At 23.4% G+C, this 2,014-nt stretch carries 1 protein-coding gene; it reads left to right on the top strand.

The window, feature by feature from the left end; genetic code table 11:
- Positions 1-334 precede the first annotated feature (334 nt).
- Positions 335-2,014, top strand: a 1,680-nt coding sequence (locus tag AVBRAN12647_RS09495; RefSeq protein WP_336615104.1) for a hypothetical protein, incomplete at its 3' end; no start/stop codon positions are given.

Below are 2,014 nucleotides of genomic sequence, written 5' to 3'. Positions count from 1 at the left end.
GTTTTAATACTAATTATTCTTAAGAACTTTTATTTATTAAGTTCTTAAGAACTTATCTAAAGCTAGAAAGTAAAACTTTTTAGCTTTATTGTTTTTATAAGTTTTTTGTATTTTTATTTAGAGATTGTTTTTTAAAGCTTATTATTTTTACCTTAAACCTAAAAGTTTTTAATATTTTTTATATTAAAATTCTTTTGTTTAGATTGTTAAAAATTTATAAAAAATATTAATTTTTATAATTACCCCCCCCCCATTTTGTTAGTAATTGATTAACCTTTATATATTGATTTTTAACTATAATAAAGCATTTTTCATTTATTTTTTAGGGGAGAAAATGAATAGAACTATAAAATTATCTTTAATAACTTTTATATTAGCGGGGGGGGGGAATTTAGCTCTTGCTGATGCAGTAGCAAATGCTACCAATAGTGGATTAATTAGTCCTTTGGTGAATAATAAAGTAACTATTAATACTAATACAACCATAACAAGCACTACATATACAACTCCAACGGATATTACTCACACAGGTGGAAATATTAAATTAGGTAAAATTAATGAAACTCATTTTATAAGTAATTTAAATATTACTACAAGCGATACAAACAATAGATTAGAAATAAATGGTGATGTATATTTACAAAATATGAATATATCTAAAGTTAATCAAAATGGTAATACAAATTTTGGAATATTAATAGACAATAACAAAAAAACATCGAGTCTGACTATGATTGGTGGAAGTTTAACTAATGTTGCTTTAGATTTATGGACTGCTGGTTATAATGATTCTATTATATTAGATGGAGTAAAAATTGAAAATATTAAATATGCTCATAAAACTCCACAAAGTGGTAATTTAATTGTGTCTAATTCAACTATAAAAGATAGTAGTTTTAACAAAGAAACTACTTTTGTTAATTCTAAATTGCTTGGAAATATTAGTGGAAATATTGTTGTAGATAATTCTATAGTAGAAGCTACTTTAAATACGAATACTTTAGAAGTTATAAATGGCACTACAATTAGTTCTGATATTAGCAAGGTTAATAATTTTATTTTAGATAATTCTACTTTAACCACAGATTTAAATGCCAAAAATATTACCATTAAAAATGATGCAAAATACAATAATAAAAATATCACAGCAAGTGGCACATTGACTATTGAAAATCATCAAATTATAAATAACGATAAAGATAAAATAACATTAAAATCTAATGGAATTTCAACATATAAAGATAGTGTTATTAAAAATGCAGTTTTGGATTCAAATCTTAATAGGATTGATTTTTATAATACAAATGAATTAGATAATGTAAAAATATCTAATGATAATGCTTGGGATGTTACAAAACATCATATTACGATTTGGGATAATACTAAGGTTACAATAAATGATAGTGAGATAATTAATTCGGCTATTACTCAAGCTTCTTCATTACATTATGATAGTGAAGTAATTATTAATAATACTAAATTAGTAGATACAGGAATTGGGGCTTTAAATAATAATGATTTATATAATAGAATTCCAAAATTAGAATTAAATAATGTAAATTATATAAATAATATAGAAAATAGTGGGATTTTTGCAAAAGAAATTACTATAAATGGTGGATATATAAAAGCTAATAAATTATATGGAACTGATACTATTTTAATTCCAGGAAAAAATGATATTTCAACTCAAGATAATACTAAGGTTATTATAAAAGATGGTGCTATTGTAGAGGCATTGGTTGATGGGGAAGAATTAGAGATATATAATTCAAAACTAACAGGAGATTCTCTTATTACCAACATAAAAACAGATAATAGTGAATTAATCGGCAAAATAGAAGCTACTAATAATATTGATATTAGTAATTCTAGTATCAAAGGTGATATAAAAGGTAGTGAATTAAAGCTTTTAAATTCTGATTTAAATTCAAATTTAATAGATATTGCAAATAATGTAATTATTGAAAATACTGAAGCAAAAACCATCACAGGAAATTTCCAAGTAGGCAAT

The sequence above is a fragment of the Campylobacter sp. RM12647 genome (assembly GCF_020138135.1).
Classification (GTDB): Bacteria; Campylobacterota; Campylobacteria; order Campylobacterales; family Campylobacteraceae; genus Campylobacter_E.
This window is presented reverse-complemented; position numbering and strand designations above follow the sequence as displayed.